Below are 19,696 nucleotides of genomic sequence, written 5' to 3'. Positions count from 1 at the left end.
GGGCTGGCGAGGCTCGGGTTGGCCCGGGAGGAAGGCCGCTCTAGCTAACGGCGTCACGGCTCTGTTCGGGACGCATCATGGCGTTGCTCATCGAGGATTACGCGCTCGTCGGCGACGGGCGCAGCGCCGCGCTGATCGGGCGCGACGGCAGCGTGGACTGGCTGTGCTGGCCGCGCTTCGACGCCTCGGCGTGTTTCGCGGCCCTGCTCGGCACCCGCGCGGATCACGGCCACTGGCGCATCGCGCCCTCCGGCGACGCGACGAGCACGCGGCGCTACCGCGACAACACGCTGGTGCTGGAGACCACCCACGAGACCGCCGAGGGCGCGGTGCGGGTGATCGACTACATGCCGGTCGAGGACGGCACCCACCTGGTGCGCCTCGTCGAGGGCCTGCGCGGCCGGGTGGCGATGCGCATGGACCTGGTGGTGCGCTTCGATTACGGCTCCGCCATCCCCTGGGTGTCGCGCAGCGAGAACGACGACCTGCGGGCCATCGCCGGCCCGAACAAGCTCGTCCTGCGCACCCGTGCGCCGCTCAAGGGCGTCGGTCAGACGACGGTGTCCGAGTTCACCGTCGAGGCCGGGCAGAGCGTCGCCTTCGTGCTGAGCTACGGCCTCTCGCACGAGGAGGATCCGGCCCCGATCGAGCCGCGCAAGATGCTGGCCAGCGCCACCACCTGGTGGCGCTCCTGGTGCCAGCGCTGCCACGGCGGCACGCCCTGGGACGCGGTGCTGACCCGCTCGCTCCTGACCCTGAAGGCGCTGATCTACCGGCCGACCGGCGGCATCGTGGCGGCGCCCACGACCTCGCTGCCCGAGGAGATCGGCGGCGTGCGCAACTGGGATTACCGGTTCTGCTGGCTGCGCGATTCGACCTTCACGCTGCTGGCGCTGATGGATGCCGGCTACATCGACGAGGCCCGGGCCTGGCGCGACTGGCTCACCCGGGCGGTGGCGGGCAGCCCCGAGCAGGCCCACATCCTCTACGGCATCGCCGGCGAGCGGCTGCTGCCCGAGATCGAGCTCGACTGGCTGCCCGGCTACGAGGGCTCGCGACCCGTGCGGGTCGGCAACGCCGCAGCCCAGCAATTCCAGCTCGACGTCTACGGCGAGCTGTTCGACGCCCTGTTCCAGGCCCATCAGCGCGGCATGCTGGCCGACGAATCCGGCGTGCGGGTCGGGCGCGCCCTGCTCGACCACCTGGAGCGGGTCTGGCGCGAGCCCGACGAGGGCATCTGGGAGGTGCGCGGCGGGCGCAAGCACTTCGTCCACTCGAAGGTGATGGCCTGGGTCGCCTTCGACCGGGCGATCCGGTTCTACGAGGACCAAGTCTCCCGCCGGGGCCAGGCGGCCGACGAGCCGAAAGCCGGCGACGGCGAGGCGGTCCAGCGCTGGCGCGGCGTCCGCGACCTGATCCACCGCGAGGTCTGCGAGAAGGGCTTCGACCCCGAGCTGAACAGCTTCGTGCAGTATTACGGCGCGAAGGACCTCGACGCGAGCCTGCTGCTCATCGCCCATATGGGCTTCCTGCCCCAGGACGACCCGCGGGTCGTCGGCACCGTCGAGGCGATCGGCCGCGACCTGATGCACGAGGGCTTCATCCTGCGCTACGACACCCATGGCCAGACCACCGACGGCCTGCCGGCCGGCGAGGGCGCCTTCCTGCCGTGCAGCTTCTGGTACGCCGACAACCTGATCGGGCTCGGCCGGCGCGACGAGGCCCGCGCCCTGATCGAGCGGCTGCTGGGCCTGTGCAACGATGTCGGGCTCCTCGCGGAGGAGTACGACCCGGTGCGCAAGCGCCAGGTCGGGAATTTTCCGCAGGCGTTCAGCCATGTCGCGCTCGTCAACACGCTTCTGAACTTCAGTCGGACGATCGGACCCGCTAAGGAGCGCGGCGGAGACTCCGACCCGTCGGGCCATCCGGGCGTGCAGCCCGTGATGCCCCCGCAGGCGGCTCAGGGCCCCGCGTCGTGAGGCGCGGGGCCCGGACCCTTTCACTCGACGAGGCCCTGAGATGAGCGCAGCCGACACCAAGCCGAAGGCCGGCACCAGCGAGATCGACCAGCGCAGCATCGACACGATCCGCACGCTGACGATCGATGCGGTGCAGAAGGCGAATTCGGGCCATGCCGGCGCCCCCCTCGGGCTCGCCCCGGTCGCCTTCACCCTGTGGAACCACTACCTCCGCTACGACCCCGCGAACCCGCACTGGCCCAACCGCGACCGCTTCGTGCTGTCGGTCGGCCACGCCTCGATGCTGCTCTACAGCCTGCTCCACCTCGCCGAGGTGGCGGAGAAGGATGGCGGCAACGCCCCGGCGGTGAGCCTGGAGGACATCAAGACGTTCCGCCAGCTCGACAGCCGCACCCCGGGCCACCCCGAGTACCACTTCACCACCGGCGTCGAGGTGACCACCGGGCCGCTCGGCCAGGGCGTGGCGAACTCGGTCGGCATGGCGATGGGCGGCCGCTTCCTCGGCGAGCGCCTGGCCTATGGCGACCGTCCGCTCTTCGACTACAACGTCTATGCCCTGTGCAGCGACGGCGACCTGATGGAGGGCGTCTCGGCCGAGGCCGCCTCGATCGCCGGGCACCTGCGCCTGTCGAACCTGTGCTGGATCTACGACAACAACACCATCACCATCGAGGGCCATACCGACCTCGCCTTCAGCGAGGAGGTCGCCGCCCGTTTCCTGGCTTATGGCTGGCAGGTCCTGCGCGTCGCCGACGCCAACGACACGGTGGCGGTCTCCCACGCCCTCGAGACCTTCCTGCAATCGGGTGACCGCCCGACGCTGATCATCGTCAACTCGGTGATCGGCTACGGCGCGCCGACGAAGCAGGGCACCCCGAAGGCCCATTCGGACGCCCTCGGCCCCGACGAGGTCAAGGGCGCCAAGCGCGCCTATGGCTGGCCGGAGGATTCCCAGTTCCTGGTGCCGGACGGCGTCTACGACAATTTCCGTCAGGGCATCGGCGCCCGCGGCAAGGCCCTGCGCGAGGAGTGGCTGGCGCTGGTCGAGGAGGTGAAGGCGGGCGACGCCGCCCTCGCCAAGGATCTCGCGACGTACCTCGACGGCGAGCTGCCGGAGGGGTGGGACGCCGACATCCCGGTCTTCCCGGCCGACGCCAAGGGCCTCGCCACCCGCGAATCCTCCGGCAAGGTGCTCAACGCCATCGCCAACCGGGTGCCGTGGCTGCTCGGCGGCTCGGCCGATCTCGCGCCGTCGAACAAGACCAAGCTCGAGAGCCCGGAGGCCGGCACCCTCGGGCCGTTCACCCCCGGCGGGCGCAACATCCATTTCGGCGTGCGCGAGCACGCGATGGGCTCGATCGTCAACGGCCTCGGCCTCGTCGGCCTGCGCGCCTACGGCGCCACCTTCCTGGTCTTCTCCGACTACATGCGCCCGCCGATCCGGCTCGCCGCCCTGATGGAGCTGCCGGTCTTCCACGTCTTCACCCACGACTCGATCGGCGTGGGCGAGGACGGGCCGACCCACCAGCCGGTGGAGCACCTGCTGGCCCTGCGGGCGATCCCCGGCCTCGTCACCTTCCGGCCGGCCGACGCCAACGAGGTGGCGGAAGCCTATCGCGTCATCATGCGGCTCAAGCACCAGCCGGCGGTGCTGGCGCTGAGCCGCCAGCCCCTGCCGACGGTCGACCGGGACAAGTACGCCCCGGCCTCCGGCACCGCCAAGGGCGCCTACGTGCTGGCCGGGGCCGACGAGCCGAAGCCGGACGTGATCCTGATCGGCACCGGCTCCGAGGTGCAGCTCTGCCTCGGCGCCTACGAGGCCCTCACGGCCGAGGGCGTGAAGGCCCGGGTGGTGTCGATGCCGTCCTGGGACCTGTTCGAGCAGCAGGACGAGGCCTACCGCAACAGCGTGCTGCCGCCCGAGGTGACGGCCCGCGTCGCGGTCGAGCAGGGCTCGGTGATCGGCTGGGACCGCTATGCCGGCAGCACCGGCACGATCCTGGGGATGCACACCTTCGGCTCCTCGGCGCCGATCAAGGACCTGCAGACCAAGTTCGGCTTCACGCCGGAGAAGGTGCTGGAGGCCGCGCGCGCTCAAGCGGCGAAGAAGAAGGGCTGAGCCAGGAATGCGGGAGCCCGTCGGTATCTCCAACGGGCCTCACACCATCGCGCTTTCGCATCGACACGTCGATGCGAAAGCGTCCGGCGCATCAGCGCCGGCGCCCATTCGGGCTGAGCCAACGCCTTCGAACGAGTCCGTTCGAAGGCGCTGCGGTATCACACCCTCCTCGTCGACCCGGGGCTCGTCGAAGACGAGAACCCCGGATCCATCGCTGCTGACGATGCCGGACGAAGCGGGACGCACGTCTCCTGCTGGAACGTCAGGGCAAAACCCGAGCGGTCATGGATCCGGGTTCTGCCACGCGGCCCCGGGGGTGACAGCGAGGGTTCCAGCGTCCTCGGGAGCAGCGGACACGCTCCTCAGCCCTACCGCACCGCCAGCACCTCCACGGGCGGCCCCCGATCGTCGGTGAACACGCCGGCGGTGAGCGGGCCCCCATACACCGCACCCGTGTCGAGATTGGTGCGATGGGCCCGCAGCTCCGGCCGGCCGGTCCGCGTCGGGGTGTGGCCGTGCACGACGTGGCGGCCGAAATCGTGGCCCGACGACAGGAACGGCTCGCGCATCCACAGACGGGTCTCGCGGTCGCTCGCCTCCGCATCTCGCGCCGGGTCGAGGCCGCCATGGACGTACCAGCGCTGCGCGTCGCCGTGCAGGGTCGGCAGGGCGGCGATCCAGGCGACGACCTCCGTCGGCAGGTCGCCCGGATGCGTCACGCCGTAGGAAGCGAGCGTCGCGCCCCCGCCGTTGATCCTCCACAGGTCGCGATCCGCACCGGCGACCGCATCGAGCAGCATCGCCTCGTGGTTGCCCATCAGGCAGGTCACCGTCCCGGGTTCACGGTCCTGGAGGTCCCGCAGGATCGCGACCGCGCCGGCGCTGTCGGGTCCGCGGTCAATGGCGTCGCCGAGGACGATCAGGCGGCGCAGCCGTCCGGCGCGGTGCTCCTCGATCCGGTCGAGCAGGCGGGCGAGCAGGTCGGCGCGGCCGTGAACGTCGCCGATCGCGTAGGTGAGCATGGCCGGCCCTCGCCTCCGTCCTGGGGTCACCGCGACCGGTCAAGCGACCGCCTGGACCGGCCGGATCGCCCGCACTGCCTCGGCATCGAGGTAGCGCAGGGTATCGCAGAAGCCCATCGGGCGATGGAAATGGTAGCCCTGCATCAGCACGAAGCCGAGCCCTTCGAGCAGGCGGGCCTGCTCGCCGGTCTCGATCCCTTCCACCACGCAATCGAGGCGCAGGTTACGGGCGAGCGCGGCGATCGACGTGATGATGTCGCGGCTGGCCGGATCGGTGGTGACCTCGCTGACGAAGCTGCGGTCGATCTTGAGCTTGTCCAGCGGCAGGCGGTGGACGTAGCTCAGGGACGAGTAGCCGGTGCCGAAATCGTCGAGCGCGATGGCGATGCCGCTCGCCTTGAGGGTCTCGAGCACGGTCTGGGCCTGCGCCACGTCCTGGATCAGCGCGGTCTCGGTCACCTCCAGGATCACCCGCCCGAGGGCGAGGCCGCTCGCCCGGATGGCCGCGACGATGCCGGCGGCGGCCTGCGGCGAGGCGATATCCGCCATCGACAGGTTGAAGGACAGGGCGACCCGGTCCGGCCAGGCCCTGGCGGCGGCGAGCGCCTGGCCGAGCAGCACCGCGGTGATGCGGGTGATGAGGCCCGAGCGCTCGGCGATGGGCACGAAGACCGCCGGCGAGATCGGGCCGAGCTCCGGGCTGGTCCAGCGCGCCAGCGCCTCGAACGCCACCGTTCCGCCGCGCCTCACGTCGACGATCGGCTGGAAGACCAGGCTCATCTCCCGCGCCAGGTCGGCATGGCGCAGGGCCTGCTCGATCACGCTCTGGGTGCGCAGCAACCGCTCGTGCTCCTCGGTGAACAGCACGGCGCCGCCGCGGCTATGCGCCTTGGCGTAGTACAGGGCGTAATCCGCCCGCTCGACCAGCTGGGCCGCCTTGTGGCCCGCTTCCGGACAGGTGGCGAAGCCGATCGAGGCGCCGATCTGGGCGGTGCCGCCATGCGGCAGCCGGAACGGCGCCGCCAGGGCCCCGCAGATCGCCTCGCCCATGGTCATCAGCCCGCCGGTGCCCCGCAGGACGAGGCCGAACTCGTCGCCGCCGATGCGCGCCACCACCCCCGCCTCGCCCACCACGTCCTGCAGGCGCCGGGCGGCCTCCTGCAGCACCGCGTCTCCGGCGCCGTGCCCGTGAGCGTCGTTGACCGGCTTGAACCCGTCGAGATCGACCAGGCCGACACCGAACGGCTCAGCCCCGCCCGCCGCCTCGTCCGCCGCCTGGTCCAGGGTGGCGAAGAAGCTGCGGCGGTTGGGCAGCTCGGTCAGCGTGTCGAGATTGGCGAGCCGCAGGTTCTCCCGGCTCAGGCGCTCGAGCTCGACCTGCTGGCCGATCAGGCGGGTGAAGTCCCGGTAATAGGCGACGATCACGAAGGTCAGGGCGGCGCTGACGATCACCAGGTTGAGGCCGATCGCCCGCATCACCTGGTTGTCGTGGCGGCTGACTTGCAGGCAGAAGAGAACGGTGACGATCGCCGTCACCAGCAGCGCCGCCGCGCGCAGATGCGCGAGGCAGAACACGCAGGCGATCGTGGTGGTGCCGACATAGAACAGCAGGTGCGCCCGCGCGTCGGCGTCGCCGTACCCGGAGAGCGCGCTGGCCCAGGCCATGAAGCCGACCGCCAGCGCGCCGGCGAGCCCGACCGTCAACCGCAGCTTGGCGGCGATCCGGGTCTCGTCGATCGGATGCCCGCGCCGGGCCAGCCACAACCCGAGGCGCAGGCCGCACAAGGCCAGCAATCCGCCGAGCGGGTAGAGGGTGATCCGGTCCGGCGCGACGCCCAGATAGGTCACCGCCACCGCCGTCGAGTTGATCGCCAGGATGACGTAGAGCAGCGGCACCTGGTTGTGCAGGGCCCGCATCTGGGCCCGCATCAGGTTCGGGTTCGCGGTTTCGATCCGGAACAGATCTGCGATGGTCTGCATTCTGCGCACTGCGCGTCCACCCCACCCGGTCCCGCCGATCATGGCACCGCACTCTCCACTCAGAAATCACGTGCGCTTGAATCAAAGGTTACCTAGGTGCCGAGGACCAGCAGATGACGGTTATTCCCGTGCAGGATCGCCGCCTCCGCGCCGCGGCGGACGGGAGCGGCCTGTGTCGCGGGGATCGTCATTCCGCTTGGGAAAGGCCTTCCGCAGCGTGACATTCGAGTGAAATCTACCCGTCCCTGCGACGCGCCGGCGCGATCATTGCCCCATGATTAGGAATATGTCCCTGGAATCACGACGACGCACAATCCGGGCGGTGCGGTTTCCCGAGCGACGCGATGCCGTCCCGTCCGCTCGCCCCGGCTTTGCCTCGCGGGCCCGGCTGCTATGTAAGCCCCGGGGAGGAAGCCGGTCGCGCCGCTTTCACCCCGACGGCCCCCCGAGCACCACCCGATCGCGCGGCCATCGGGAGATGCTCGAAGCCTCTGGCTTTGCGGCATCGTCCGGGACGAACCGGCGACCGGTTCGTCCCGGACGATGCTCCGGCAGCGACGGGAGACGCGATTCCTTGACCGACACCGCCTACGCCCTCTTCCTCGATTTCGACGGCACCCTGGTCGAGATCGCGCCGCGTCCCGACGGCGTCGCGGTTCCGCCCTCGCTGCCGGCGGGGCTCGCGCGGCTGCGCACCCGCCTCGGCGGTGCGCTGGCGCTGGTGACCGGCCGGCCGATCGCCACCATCGACGGCTTCCTGACCCCGGAGCGCTTCGACGTCGCCGGCCTGCACGGAGTCGAGCAGCGCCTCGGCGGCCGGGTCGTCGGCGGCGATCCGGCCGCGCATCCCACCCTGCGCGCCGGCGTCGCCACCCTTCAGCGGGAGACGGCCGATCTCGACGGCGTGCTGATCGAGGACAAGGGCTGCTCGGTCGCGGTGCATTGGCGCCTCGCCGCCGAGGACGCCGCGGCCCGCGCGCAGGAGATCGTCGCCGCGGTCGCCGGCACGCTCGGCGAGGTCTACCGGCTGCAGCAGGGCAAGGCGGTGGCCGAGATCCTCCCCGCCAGTGCCACCAAGGGCCATGCCATCCGGGGCTTCCTGCGCGAGACGCCCTATTCCGGCCGCCGGGCGGTCTTCATCGGCGACGACCTCACCGACGAGAAGGCCTTCGTCCCGGTGAACGAGGATGGCGGGATCACCGTGCGGGTCGGGCCCGGCGAGACGGTCGCCCGTCACCGCCTCGCCGATCCGGCCGCGGTGCGGGCCCTGCTCCTCGGCTGGGCCGAGGGCGGCGCGATCGATCCCGGATCGCTCCCGCCGGCCTGACGGCCTATCCGCCGGCCCGGCAATGCCCTAACTGGGGCTCCGACGTCACGCACAGGAACGATCCCGTCGATGCGCCGTTCGCCCTTCTACCTTGTCGGAGCCCTTACGATCGCCATGACCGCCTCAGCCTCCGCCGACTCGTTCGTCACCGCCCCGTCCGGCCTCCAGTACAAGGATACGGTCGCCGGCACCGGTCCGCAGCCGAAGACCGGCCAGACCGTCAGCGTCCACTATACCGGCTGGCTCTACCAGGACGGCAAGAAGGGCGCGAAGTTCGACAGCTCGCTCGACCGTGGGCAGCCGCTGAACTTCGCGGTCGGCACCGGCCAGGTCATCAAGGGTTGGGACGAGGGCCTGTCGACCATGAAGGTCGGCGGCAAGCGCACCCTCGTCATCCCGCCCGACCTCGGCTACGGCGCCCGCGGCGCCGGCGGCGTGATCCCGCCGAACGCCACGCTGATGTTCGACGTCGAGCTGCTCGGCGTGCGCTGAGCAAGCCGATCGCTGCGAGCGCCGCGATCGGATCGGGAATCGAGTTGGGTTGCATCGAGCCATCCGGTTCGAGACCCGGTTGATGACTCTCCCACCCGCGACCTCAGGACGAGGTCGCGGGTGGGACGAATCAGGGGCAATCGCCGGGACGGTCGATCCTCAGACCTCCAGCCATTCCCGCCGAACCGCCTCGTTGGCGCTGAGCGCGGCCGGCGTGCCCTCGAACACGACGTGGCCGTGGCCCATCACGTAGAGGCGCTGCGACAGCTTGAGGGCGATGGTCAGCTTCTGCTCGACCAGCAGCACGGACACGCCGCGGGCGGCGATCTCGCCGATCATCTCGGCGACGCGGGCGACCATCTGGGGCGACAGGCCCTCCGTCGGCTCGTCGATCATGATCAGGTCGGGATCGCCCATCAGGGTGCGGCAGATGGTGAGCATCTGCTGCTCGCCGCCCGACAGCACGCCGCCGGGCGTGTCGATCCGCTCCTCCAGCCGCGGAAACAGCCGGAAGATGTCGGCGTAGGACCAGCGCCCGCCGCGCTTCCCGCTCTTCTCGCCGAGCGCCAGGTTCTGCCGCACCGTGAGCTTGGGGAAGATCGCCCGCTCCTCCGGCACGTAGCCCAGGCCCCGGCGGGCGACCGCGTAGGGCTTGAGGCCGGCGATCGGCTGGCCCTTGAAGCGGATCTGCCCGCGGGGCGGCACGTCGCCCATGATCGCCTTGAGGGTGGTGGAGCGCCCGACGCCGTTGCGGCCGAGGATCGACACGATCTCGCCGGCCCCGACCCGGAAGCTCACCCCCTGGAGGATATGGCTCTTGCCGTAATAGGCGTGCAGATCCTCGACCTCGAGGAGGGCGGGCCCGGTGGCGGCCGAGGCCGCCGGCATCGCGAGGGCGGCGCTCACGCGGCCTCCTCCCCGGCGGCGACGCCCAGATAGGCTTCCTGCACGGCGCGGTTCTCCCGGATGCGGGCGGGCGTGTCGGTGGCGATGATCCGGCCGTAGACCAGCACGGAGATGCGGTCGGCGAGCCCGAACACCACCGCCATGTCGTGCTCGACCATCAGCAGCGTGCGGCCCGTGGTGACCTCGCGGATCAGCTGGGTCGCGTGCTCGCTCTCGCTGTGGCTCATCCCGGCCATCGGCTCGTCGAGGAGGATCACCCGCGCGTCGCTGGCGATGGCGATGCCGATCTCGAGGGCCCGCTGCTCGGCATAGGCCAGCAGCCCCGCCGCCACCGAGGCGCGGTGGCCGAGGCGGATGCGGGAGAGAATCTCCTCCGTGCGCTCGGCCACGCCCGGCAGGCTCTCGACGCCGCGCCAGAAGGACGGGCCGTGGCCCATCGCCCGCAGCACAGCGCAGCGCACGTTCTCCCACACGCTGAGCTTGGGGAAGATGTTGGTCACCTGGAAGCTGCGGGCGAGGCCGGCCCGGTTGATCGCCGCCGGGCGCCAGCCGGTGATGTCCTGGCCCTCGAGCCGGATCGTGCCGCTCGTCGGCGCGAAGCGGCCGCTGATCAGGTGGAACAGGGTCGACTTGCCGGCGCCGTTCGGCCCGATGATGGCGTGGCGCTCGCCCACCGGGACGGCGAGGTCGACGCCGTTGATGATCTTGGCCGGGCCGAAGCTCTTGTGGACGCCGGACAGCTCGATCGCGGGGCTCGTGCTCACGGGGCCAATGCCGACGGAATTCTTGCTGACGGGATTGTTGCCGACGGAACTCATGCCAGCTTCTCCTTGGCGGCGGCGGAGGCCTCGTGCCAGGCGGCCGCGACCCGGGGCAGCACGGCGCGCAAGGCGAGCGCGCCGCCGATCGCCATGGCACCGGCGACGATCCAGGGCAGGACGTGGGCGGCGTCGAAGCCGAACCCGGCGAGGCTCATCTCGGTGCCGTCGCTCGCCTTGACCAGCATCCGGAACGCCATCTCGATCAGCGCGATGATGCCCGCCAGCATGATGACGAACGGCCCGAGGGCCAGGAGATAGGCCGGAGCCAAGCGGTGGACGGTGCCGGCGCGGATGAGCGGGCCGTGCATCAGAGCGAGACCGGCGATGCCGCCGGGGGCGAACATCACGATGGCGATGAACAGGAGCCCGAAATAGAGCTGCCAGACTTCCGTGAGGTCGCTGAGCGAGACCTGGAGCAGCGTCACCACCACGGCGCCGACGACCGGGCCGATGAAGGTGCCGATGCCGCCGATGAAGGTCGCGAGCAGCACCACGCCGGACTGGTGCACCCCGAGATAGGCCGAGTTGGCGATCTCGAAGTTGATCGCCGCCAGCGCGCCCGCGACGCCGGCGAACAGCGCCGACAGGCAGAAGGCGGTGATGCGGATCGCCTGCGGCTCGTAGCCCAGGAACTCGACCCGCTCCGGGTTCTCCCGCACGGCGTTGCACAGGCGCCCGAGCGGCGTCCGGGTGATCGCGTACATCGCCACCGCGCAGATCAGGCACCAGGCGGCGATCAGATAGTAGACCTGGATCTGCGGCCCGAAGCTGAGATCGAACACGCGCAGCATCTTGGTGCGGTTGGCGGTGATGCCCTCCTCGCCGCCGAAGAAGCTGTTCAGGACGTGCGAGCCGGACGAGACCAGCTCGGCGATGCCGAGCGAGATCATGGCGAAGACGGTGCCGGCGCGCCTCGTCGAGATCGCCCCGAACAGGATCCCGAAGGCGAGGCCCGCGAGCCCCCCCACCACCGGCATCAGCGGCAGCGGCACGGGCAGCCGCAAGGACGCCACCAGGTTCATCGCGTGGACGGTGAAGAAGGCGCCCAAGCCGTAATAGACCGCGTGACCGAAGGACAGGAGCCCGGTCTGGCCGAGCAGCATGTTGTAGGACAGGGAGAACACCACCATGATGCCCATCAGGCTCATCATGGTCAGCGCCGTGCCGCTGGTGAAGACGAGCGGCGCCACGACCAGGATCGCGGCGGCGAGGATCCAGGGCGCGACCCGGGCGACGAGGCTTAGCCCCCGCGGGCGGATCGACGGTCGGCTGCCTGCCTGCGCGAAGGACCCGGACGGCGCGATGTCGGCGAGGTCGCTCATGCTTCGCGGTTCCCGAGCAGGCCGGTCGGCCGCGCGATCAGCACGAGGACCAGCAGGAGGTAGGGGATGATCGGTCCGACCTGGGCGATCGTCACGTTCCACAGGTCGCCCAGCACGCCGCCGGACGGCGCGGCATCGATGCCGACGGCCTGGAGGACGCTGGCGACCGAGACGTCGAGCGAGATCGCGAAGGTCTGCACCAGCCCGATCAGGAGCGAGGCCGCGAAGGCGCCGGTGAGCGAGCCCAGTCCCCCGACCACCACCACCACGAACAGGATCGGCCCGAGCAGCCCCGCCATGTTGGCCTGTGTCACGAGCGCCGGCCCGGCGATGACGCCGGCGACCGCGGCGAGGCCGGTGCCGACGCCGAAGACCAGCATGAACACCTTGGGGACGTCGTGGCCGAGCATCGCCACCATGTTGGGATGGGTCAGGGCCGCCTGGATGATCAGCCCGACCCGCGTCCGCGTCAGGACGGCCAGCAGGGCGATGAAGATCACCACCGAGATCACCAGCATGAACAGCTTGTAGGCCGGGTAGTTGGTGCCGAACACCGTGAAGGCCGGAAAGTCGAGGATGGCCGGCACGCGGTAATCGACCGGCAGCTTGCCCCAGACCATCTGCACCACCTCCTCGATCACGTAGGCGAGGCCGAAGGTGAAGAGCAGCTCCGGCACGTGGCCGTGGCGGTGGACGTTGCGCAGGCCGTAGCGCTCGACGAGCGCGCCGATCCCGCCGACCACCACCGGCGCGACGACGAGGCCGACCCAGAAGCCGGCGAAGCGGCTGATCTGGTAGCCGAAGAACGCGCCCAGCATGTAGAAGCTGGCATGCGCGAAGTTGAGCACGCCCATCATGCTGAAGATGAGGGTGAGGCCGCTCGCCATCAGGAAGAGCAGCATCCCGTAGAGCACGCCGTTCAGCGTCGAGATGATGACGAGTTCGAGCACGCGGGGTCTCCTGCCGGTGCGGGGCGCCGGGGCCGGGATGCGGTTCCCGGGATGGCGGGCCGGCGGGCGCACCCACCGGCTTCGGATCTGCCTCGACCCCGCCCTGTCCGGGCCCGGACAGGGCCTGCGCGACGGGAGCCCCAGCGGAAGGAGATCCGGGAAGGGGCCTTTCGGGTCAGGACAGTCGCGCGACGCGAAGCGGCACCCCGTCACCCCGGGGTGCCGCCCTCCCTTCCTCAGCTCGGCCGGTCCATCTTGCAGGTGGTCGGCAGCAGGGTGTCCTGGGCGCTGACCTCGCCCGATCCGGTCCAGCCCCAGCCGGTATTCTCGCTGTCGAGGACCTTCGTAGTGTCGACCGGACCGAATCGCGAGATGTAGATCGGCTGGAAGATCTGGTGATCGTCCGGCCGGATGAAGCTGTCCTTGCCGTAGAGCGTGTCGTTGTGGATCGCATCCATCGCCTTGGCGATGGCCTTCGGGTCGGTCGACTTGGCGGCGAGCGTCGCCTTGGCCAGGATGTTCATCAGGTTGACCACCCGCGGATAGGTCAGCTCCTGGCCGGTCTTGGCGCGGAAGGCAGTCTCGAAGTCGTGGCCGGCCTTGGAATCGATGTTGGCGTAGCCCTCGGAGATCTGGAACACCCGGTCGGGCAGGTTGGCCTGCTTGATCGCCGTCGGACCGCCGCTGCCGCCGCCGTAATAGGTGTAGAAATTGGCCTGAAGCCCGGCATCGCCCGCCGCTTTCAGCAGCAGCGCCATGTCCTGCGCCCAGTTGCCGGTGATCACCGCGTCGGCGCCCGAGGCCTTGATCTTGGCGATGTAGGGCGAGAAGTCGTTGACCTTCTGCAGCGGCGCCACCTCGTCGCCGACGATCTGGATGTCGGGCCGCTTCTCCTTCAGCATCGCCCGGGCCGCGGCGCGCACCGCCTGGCCGTGCGAGTAATCCTGATTAATCAGGTAGACCTTCTTCACCTCGGGCTTGCCCTTGATGTAGTTGGTCAGGGCCGCCATCTTGATATCGGAATTGGCGTCGAACCGGAAGTGCCAGTAATTGCACTTGGCATTGGTCAGCGCCGGATCGACCGCGGCGTAGTTGAGATAGATGATCTCCTTGCCAGGATTGCGGTCGTTGTACTTGCCGACGAAGTCGATCAGCGCGGCGCCGACCGAGGAGCCGTTGCCCTGCACCACCACCCGGGCGCCGGAATCGATCGCCTTCTGGAGCTGGACCAGGCTCTCCTGCGGGTTGAGCTTGTTGTCGTAGCCGGTCACCTCGAGCTTCAGGTCGGGGTTCTTGGCGTTGAGCTGCTCGGCCATGAACTGGAAAGTCTTCAGCCCGGCCTCGCCGGTGCTGGCCCCGCCGCCGGAGAGCGGATCGACGAAGGCGATCTTCAGGCTCATCGGCGCGGCGAGCGCAGTCGAGGCCGCCAGGGCCACGAGGCCGGCGGCCGTGATGCGCGCGAGGGTCTTGACCAAGGCGTCCTCCTGGAATGGCGTTCCCGCGTTCTTGTGGCGCGCCGCATTCGGCGTCGCCGGCGGGTCCTTGCCCGCCTTGAGCTGACACTGCCTCCCCGTCCGGGACGGGTCAAGCCGCGAAATGACGATCCGCATCGCGAAACATGTTGCCGAGCCGGCGGCGTCCCGTCACCCTGGGAGTCGCCCGGAACGAGATCCGTAAGACAGGGCGTGGGAGGGAGGCGGCAGCATGGCACAGGCGGTGGCGGCGCGCGCCGGCGCGATCATGCAGGAGAGCGCGGAGCCGGAGGACAGCGACCGGCAATTCGTCACCGCGCTCTCCCGCGGCCTCCAGGTCCTGCGCGCCTTCCGGGACGCGGCCGAGATGCTAGGCAACCGCGAGATCGCGTCCCGCACCGGCCTGCCGAAGCCCACCGTCTCGCGCCTGACCCACACGCTCCTGTCCCTCGGCTACCTGGTGCACGACCCGGAGGGCGAGCGCTACGGCCTGGGTCCCGCCGTGCTGGCGCTGAGCGCCGCCTTCCTGCGGCAGAACTCCTTCCCGCAGATGGTCAAGCCGTTCCTGCAGGACCTCGCCACGGCGGTGCAGGCCCACGTGGCGCTCGGCCTCCTCGACGGGCTGTCGAGCGTCTACGTCCAGCTCTGGCGCGGGGAAGGCCAGCGCATCGTCCTGTCGAGCGAGGTCGGCTACCGCCTGCCGCTGGCCCGCAGCGCCATGGGCATGGCGACGCTGTCGAGCCTCGACGAGGCGGCGCGATCCGCGCTCATGACCCGCCTGCGCCGCGATGGCGCCGATGCGACGCGGCTCGACCAGACCTATCGCCGCTGCGCCGCCGAGATCGCCGAGCACGGCTTCTGCGTCGGCATCGGCATCTGGCACCAGGACATCAATGCCGTCGCGGCCCCGATCCACGCCCCCGGCGGGCGCGGCCATTTCGCGCTCAACATCAGCGGCCCGGCCTTCCTGCTCACCGAGGAGGTCCTGCGCCGGGACACCGGCCCGCGGCTGATGGAGACGATCGAGCGCATGCGCTCGCTCGGGATCGTCGATTGACGGATCACGCCTCCTCCAGGCCCGCGAACCACGCCGCATAGGGCGTGTTGCGGGCGAGGTGCCGGTTGTAGTCCGGCGCCCCGTCGGTCCACCAGGGCGGGCCGCGCTCGCCGAGCCCGTGCTTGGCCGCGTCGACCGCCGCGCGGGCCTCGGCCAGGGCGGCCCCGCCTTCGGCCTTCGCGTCGCGCACGGCGCGGCGGGCCCGCATCAGATCCTGCACCAGGGCCTCGCGCCGGGCGGCCGGCAGAGACGGATCGGAGCAGCGCCACAGCCGCCCGCGCACCACGATGTAGCGCCCGTCCGGCGTGGTCGGGACCGTCTTGCGCGGCATCACCGTAAGCTCCGCGATCGCCCGTGAGGCTTTGAGAGGGCGTTAAACCTTCGCGCGCAACCTCGTCGCGGGAAGCGGGAGCGGGTCCTCCTGCCGGGGGACGCCATGCACATCGTCGTCGTCGATCCGAGCCGGGTGGTGCTCAAGGTCATCAGCGGGCTCCTGACGCCCCGCGGCCATACCGTGGACACGTTCACGGATTCGCGCGAGGCGCTCGATTTCGTCACCGACAACGCATCGGTCACCACCCTGATCACCAGCCTCGAGGTGCGTCCCCTCAGCGGCCTGGAGCTGTGCTGGTCGGCCCGGCTGCTCGCGGATGCGCACCGCCCGCTCTACATCATCACGATGTCGTCGGCCCGCAACGCCCGCAACCTGGCGGAGGCGCTCGACAGCGGCTCGGACGACTTCATCGACAAGCCGCCGGGCCCGGAGGAGCTCTATGCCCGCCTGCGGGCGGCCGAGCGGATGACCGGGATGCAGCGCGAGCTGATCCGCCTCGCCGAGGCCGACGCGCTGACCGGGCTCCTCAACCGCCGCGCCTTCCTGCAAAGGGTCGGCGAGGTCGCGGACCGGGCCGGGGCCCACGGACGGCTGTCGATGGTGATGGTCGACATCGACCAGTTCAAGGCCATCAACGACCAGCACGGCCACGAGGTCGGCGACACGGCGATCCGGGGCGTCGCCGCGGAGCTGCTCACCGAGGCCGGCGGCATCGCCGGGCGCGTCGGCGGCGAGGAATTCGCCCTGGCCCTGCCCGGGCGGAACCTGGAGGAGGCCGAGGCCGCCGCCGGGCGCCTGCGGCTGCGCTGCACGCAGCTGCGCTTCAAGGGCCAGCGCGGCCCGGTGCAGCTCACCGCGAGCTTCGGCGTCAGCACCTGGTCCGAGGGCGAGACCGTCGGCGGCCTGCTCAAGCGCGCCGACATCGCCCTCTACGAGGCCAAGAGCACGGGGCGCAACCGGGTCGTCTCGGCGGCCACCGACCTGATCCTGGCGCGGGCCGGGTAGGCCGATGACGGCTCGGCCGGATCCGTCTAACCTCGGGTCATGACGGCAGCCGCAACCATCGGCGTGGAAACACCCCTGCAGGAGGACGTGGCGGTCCTCCTGTCACTGGCGGATGCCGTGGCGGCGCGCCTCTATCCGGAGGCTCAGCGCCGCCCGATCACGCCGGAGAGCCTGGCCGTACCGGGAACCCCCATCCTCGTCGCGCGCATCGCCGGAGCGGCGGCCGGCCTCCGTGCCGTGATCGAGCACGGCGCCGGCGCGGTGGAGCTGAAGCGCATGATCGTCGCCGCGGAGGCGCGCGGGCGCGGCGTCGGGTCCGCTTTGGTGCGGGGCGCCGAGTCCGAGGCGCGACGGCTCGGCGCCCGCGCGATCGTCCTCGAGGTCGGCAGCCGCAACACCGAGGCCCAGGCACTCTACCGCCGCGCGGGCTTCACGTGCCGCGGTCCGTTCCCGCCTTATCGCGCGCTGCCGGTCAGCCTCTTCCTGGAACGCGCCATCCCGGCCTGACCCAATGCGGGAAAATACCGAGGCGCGCGTGTCAAACTGGTCCGGACTTTCGGGTCCTCTCGCCTCGCGCGCCGGCTCCGTCCGCCCCGCTTTTCGCGACATCCTGCCGCAGAGTCGGTCTACCTAGGCATTCCGCCCCTCGGGCGCGCCCTCGCTCTGCCGCAAAGCCCGTCCCGCACGACCCTCCCCCCGCCGCGCTGGAACAAGGCTTGATCCGTCTCCTCCGTAGGCACCGCGCCTGTATCGCGCTGGAACGGAGGCAAGCGGCATGAGTGACGCCGTCAGGGTTCTGATCATCAACGAGCCGTCGGATCTGGGCGCCGCCTTCCGGGCGACGCTGGAGCATCATCCGGCCTTGCGGACGGTGGGCGAGGAGGAACTCGAGGAAGCCGGCTCGCCCTGCGTCGTCCTGGCCTTCGCGCCCGAGATCGGCCCGGCGGCAGTGGCGTCCTTGCGCGCGCGGGCGCCGGAGGCCCGGATCCTGGTGGCGTTCCAGGCCGCCGACGCGGCGGAGATCGGCCGGCTCGCCACGGCGGGCGCCGATGCCTTCGTGGCCCGCTGCGCGTCGCCGCGCGACATCTGCGCGACGATCCTGGCGCTCGCCCATGGCCTGCCGCTGCACGAGGGCGAGGCGGAGAATCCGGCGTCCGAGTCGGCGGCCGAGAGCCTGGGGCTCACCCCGCGGGAGGCCGAGGTGCTGCGCTTCCTCAGCGCCGGCTTCAGCAACAAGGAGGTGGCGCGCCGCCTCACGGTGAGCGTGCGCACGGTCGAGACCCACCGGCTCAACCTGCGCCGCAAGACCAAGACCGGCCGGCTCAAGGACCTGGTTCAGCTCGCCCGGCAGATCGGCCTGGCGCCAGTGCTCGAAGGCGAGACCCGGCCCCTGCGGCGCCTCTCCCACGAGGCACATGGCGCCGCTCCCCATTGAGGGGGCGGCGCGGTGGATCACAGGCGGTCCCCGGAGGAACCGCCCCGAATCAGGCGGCCTTGCGGGCCGCCGCCTTGCCGGACCGTGACGAGCCGGCCGAAGCTCTTTCACCCTTGACCGAGCGCCCCTTCGCCATGGTTCCCTTGCCCGGCTCCGCCTCCTTCATGCGGTCCTTGCTCGTGGACCGTTTGCTCGAGGATCCCTTGTTCGAGGACCCCTTGCTCGAGGATCCCTTGTTGCGCCCCGTCCCGGCCTTCGTCCTCGCCTCCTGCGCGGCCCGGGCGAGGCGGCCCTGGAGCAGGCCGAGCACCGCCGTCTCCTCGGGCCTGAGGCGGGCAATGTCGTCGCGCAGGGCCGCCTCGACCTCGTCCTTGACCTGGAGCAGCAGCTCGCCCTCGAGGTAGCAGCCGAGGATCTCCGGGTGGATGTAGCACTTGCGGCAGATCGTCGGCGTGTTGCCGAGCCGCTCGGCCACCCGCTCGATCGCCGCGCGCACGTTGCGCTTGGCCTTGGCCTCGCTGTCGAAGGCCTCGAACTCGCGCAAGGCCATCGCGGCCAGCACCGTCCCGGACCACGTCCGAAAATCCTTGGCGGTGATGTCGCGGCCGGTGATCTCGCGAAGATACGCGTTCACGTCGGCCGAGGTCACGTCCCGCTGCTCCCCGTCCTCATCGAGGTACTGAAACAGCTCCTGGCCGGGCAGGTCCTGGCAGGCCTTGACAATCTTCGCCACCCGGCGGTCGTGGACCGCGAGCTCCCAGACCTTGTTGCTCTTGCCCTTGAAGCGGAACCTCAGCTCCCGGCCCTCGATCCTGACATGCGGGTCGCGCAGGGTGGTGAGGCCGTAGCTCTTGTTCTGCTTGGCGTAATCGTCGTTGCCGACCCGGATCAGGGTGGTCTCGAGCAGGTGCACCACCGTCGCCAGCACCTTCTCGCGCGGCAGCCCGCGCCGGCCCATATGCTCCTCGACCGTCGCGCGGATGCCCGGCAGCACCTCCGCGAAGGTCATCATGTGGGCGAACTTGGTGCTCTCCCGGGCCTGGCGGAACTCCGGATGGTAGCGGTACTGCTTGCGGCCGCGGGCATCGCGCCCCGTGGCCTGGATGTGGCCGTTGGCGTGGCGGCAGATCCACACGTCGGTATAGGCGGGCGGGATCGCGAGCGACCGGATCCGCGCCAGCGCCGCCGCGTCGCGCACCTTCGCGCCCGTGCCGTCGACATAGGCGAAGCCGCGCCCGTTGCGCTTGCGACGATAGCCCGGCTCCTCGTCGCTGACGTAGCGCAGGCCGGCCTCGCGGGCGGCGTCGCGGGTGTCGACGCGATCCTCGGCGGCAGGCTCCGCCATCTCGGGATCCGACAGCATGGGCTTCACGACCTCACGGGTTGCGGTCGCTCTCAACCGGCGCGTGCCCGCATGGGTTCCTACGGGCGCGGAGTATCCAGGCGCGGAGGACCGCCGGACCGTATCCCGGCGC

The 19,696-nt window shown here is 70.6% G+C and carries 17 protein-coding genes; 8 read left to right on the top strand and 9 right to left on the bottom strand.

Annotated elements, in window-relative coordinates; genetic code table 11:
* Nucleotides 1-77: 77 nt before the first annotated feature.
* Complete coding sequence (locus tag DA075_RS25620; protein WP_099955631.1) at nt 78-1,979, top strand: glycoside hydrolase family 15 protein; 1,902 nt, start codon at nt 78-80, stop codon at nt 1,977-1,979.
* A 40-nt stretch (nt 1,980-2,019) separates the two neighbouring features.
* Nucleotides 2,020-4,098, top strand: coding sequence for a transketolase (gene tkt, locus DA075_RS25615; protein ID WP_099955630.1), 2,079 nt, complete (start codon nt 2,020-2,022; stop codon nt 4,096-4,098).
* Nucleotides 4,099-4,466: 368 nt separating this feature from the next.
* Here tkt and DA075_RS25610 read toward each other — a convergent pair whose 3' ends face one another.
* Complete coding sequence (locus tag DA075_RS25610; protein WP_099955629.1) at nt 4,467-5,120, bottom strand: metallophosphoesterase family protein; 654 nt, start codon at nt 5,118-5,120, stop codon at nt 4,467-4,469.
* A gap of 39 nt (nt 5,121-5,159) precedes the next feature.
* Nucleotides 5,160-7,100, bottom strand: coding sequence for a putative bifunctional diguanylate cyclase/phosphodiesterase (locus DA075_RS25605; protein ID WP_164712487.1), 1,941 nt, complete (start codon nt 7,098-7,100; stop codon nt 5,160-5,162).
* A 574-nt stretch (nt 7,101-7,674) separates the two neighbouring features.
* Between DA075_RS25605 and otsB the strand changes: the two genes are divergently transcribed.
* Both otsB and DA075_RS25595 read left to right on the top strand, forming a co-directional pair.
* On the top strand, nt 7,675-8,427 hold the full coding sequence (gene otsB, locus DA075_RS25600) for a trehalose-phosphatase (protein WP_099955627.1): 753 nt from the start codon (nt 7,675-7,677) through the stop codon (nt 8,425-8,427).
* Nucleotides 8,428-8,496: 69 nt separating this feature from the next.
* On the top strand, nt 8,497-8,919 hold the full coding sequence (locus tag DA075_RS25595; RefSeq protein ID WP_099955626.1) for an FKBP-type peptidyl-prolyl cis-trans isomerase: 423 nt from the start codon (nt 8,497-8,499) through the stop codon (nt 8,917-8,919).
* Between the two features lie 159 nt (nt 8,920-9,078).
* Here the strand turns inward: DA075_RS25595 and DA075_RS25590 are convergent, their stop codons facing one another.
* From DA075_RS25590 to DA075_RS25570, 5 genes are all read right to left on the bottom strand, one after another.
* On the bottom strand, nt 9,079-9,807 hold the full coding sequence (locus tag DA075_RS25590) for an ABC transporter ATP-binding protein (protein WP_099956805.1): 729 nt from the start codon (nt 9,805-9,807) through the stop codon (nt 9,079-9,081).
* 14 nt (nt 9,808-9,821) lie between these two features.
* Nucleotides 9,822-10,643, bottom strand: a complete 822-nt coding sequence (locus DA075_RS25585; RefSeq protein ID WP_099955625.1) for an ABC transporter ATP-binding protein — start codon at nt 10,641-10,643, stop codon at nt 9,822-9,824.
* The gene (locus DA075_RS25580; protein WP_099955624.1) at nt 10,640-11,968 is read right to left on the bottom strand and encodes a branched-chain amino acid ABC transporter permease; all 1,329 of its coding nucleotides are present in this window, start codon (nt 11,966-11,968) and stop codon (nt 10,640-10,642) included. The genes DA075_RS25585 and DA075_RS25580 overlap by 4 nt, the downstream gene beginning before the upstream one ends.
* A complete protein-coding gene (locus DA075_RS25575; RefSeq protein WP_099955623.1) occupies nt 11,965-12,918 on the bottom strand; it encodes a branched-chain amino acid ABC transporter permease in 954 nt (317 codons plus the stop codon). The genes DA075_RS25580 and DA075_RS25575 overlap by 4 nt, the downstream gene beginning before the upstream one ends.
* A 236-nt stretch (nt 12,919-13,154) precedes the next feature.
* Nucleotides 13,155-14,393 (bottom strand): branched-chain amino acid ABC transporter substrate-binding protein, encoded by a 1,239-nt coding sequence (locus DA075_RS25570; RefSeq protein ID WP_232387155.1) that lies wholly within the window; start codon nt 14,391-14,393, stop codon nt 13,155-13,157.
* Nucleotides 14,394-14,622: 229 nt separating this feature from the next.
* Here DA075_RS25570 and DA075_RS25565 point away from each other — a divergent pair, with 229 nt between their 5' ends.
* On the top strand, nt 14,623-15,447 hold the full coding sequence (locus tag DA075_RS25565) for an IclR family transcriptional regulator (RefSeq protein WP_099955621.1): 825 nt from the start codon (nt 14,623-14,625) through the stop codon (nt 15,445-15,447).
* A 4-nt stretch (nt 15,448-15,451) separates the two neighbouring features.
* Here the strand turns inward: DA075_RS25565 and DA075_RS25560 are convergent, their stop codons facing one another.
* Nucleotides 15,452-15,778 (bottom strand): hypothetical protein, encoded by a 327-nt coding sequence (locus tag DA075_RS25560; RefSeq protein ID WP_099955620.1) that lies wholly within the window; start codon nt 15,776-15,778, stop codon nt 15,452-15,454.
* A 105-nt stretch (nt 15,779-15,883) separates the two neighbouring features.
* Between DA075_RS25560 and DA075_RS25555 the strand changes: the two genes are divergently transcribed.
* The 3 genes from DA075_RS25555 (at nt 15,884) to DA075_RS25545 (ending at nt 18,221) form a co-directional block, all read left to right on the top strand.
* Nucleotides 15,884-16,786 carry a GGDEF domain-containing response regulator gene (locus tag DA075_RS25555; protein WP_099955619.1) on the top strand — a complete coding sequence of 301 codons (903 nt, stop codon included), beginning with the start codon at nt 15,884-15,886 and terminating at the stop codon, nt 16,784-16,786.
* A gap of 39 nt (nt 16,787-16,825) precedes the next feature.
* Entirely contained in the window at nt 16,826-17,293 is a 468-nt protein-coding gene (locus DA075_RS25550) for a GNAT family N-acetyltransferase (protein ID WP_099955618.1), read from the top strand.
* 268 nt (nt 17,294-17,561) lie between these two features.
* Nucleotides 17,562-18,221, top strand: a complete 660-nt coding sequence (locus DA075_RS25545) for a LuxR C-terminal-related transcriptional regulator (RefSeq protein ID WP_099955617.1) — start codon at nt 17,562-17,564, stop codon at nt 18,219-18,221.
* A 49-nt stretch (nt 18,222-18,270) separates the two neighbouring features.
* On the opposite strand, the gene DA075_RS25540 is transcribed toward DA075_RS25545, so the two are convergent.
* On the bottom strand, nt 18,271-19,584 hold the full coding sequence (locus tag DA075_RS25540; protein ID WP_099955616.1) for a DNA topoisomerase IB: 1,314 nt from the start codon (nt 19,582-19,584) through the stop codon (nt 18,271-18,273).
* Nucleotides 19,585-19,696 lie beyond the last annotated feature (112 nt).

Source organism: Methylobacterium currus (assembly GCF_003058325.1).
Taxonomy (GTDB): domain Bacteria; phylum Pseudomonadota; class Alphaproteobacteria; order Rhizobiales; family Beijerinckiaceae; genus Methylobacterium; species Methylobacterium currus.
Note: the sequence above shows the minus strand (reverse complement) of the source record. Positions and strands in the feature narration are given on the sequence as shown.